This window comes from Oleiphilus sp. HI0079 (assembly GCF_001635105.1).
Genome location: NZ_LWFT01000330.1, coordinates 1 through 392 on the forward strand (window position 1 = coordinate 1; position 392 = coordinate 392).

A 392-nucleotide genomic window follows, 5' to 3' on the forward strand; every position below is an offset into this window, starting at 1 on the left:
TTAACGCTCGATTGAGTTGTACGAACCAGAAAGTCTTTTAAGCTCGCATCGCTTGCCTCAAGCTCTTCGTAGTGATCATTATCCGTATTAGAGTAGGGTGTCAGCCCGAGACTCGCATCACCCACATAAACAACGTTGTCGTAGAGTACTGTTCTAAAGTCTCGCTCTTCAAGTACGAGCCCGATGACGGTCGCGGTGTAGTCATTTAGAGGGACTGCATTGTCCATCGCCTCATTGGTCCAAGGCGCGGCAAAGTTTTTAAGCGTGACATTGTAGAAGCTCTTGTGCTCTAGAGCGCGTTCAGCTGCAAGGTCAGCATTTCCTGAGCCGATCTGCGTCGCCATGTAGTCCAAATCACTCGCGGAAGGTGGAACCCCTGCGATACGTTCATG

1 pseudogene is annotated in these 392 nt (G+C 50.3%); it reads right to left on the bottom strand.

The features are described from left to right. Positions 1-344: pseudogene (locus A3750_RS04595) on the bottom strand (hypothetical protein); the annotation flags it as partial. Positions 345-392: the final 48 nt, after the last annotated feature.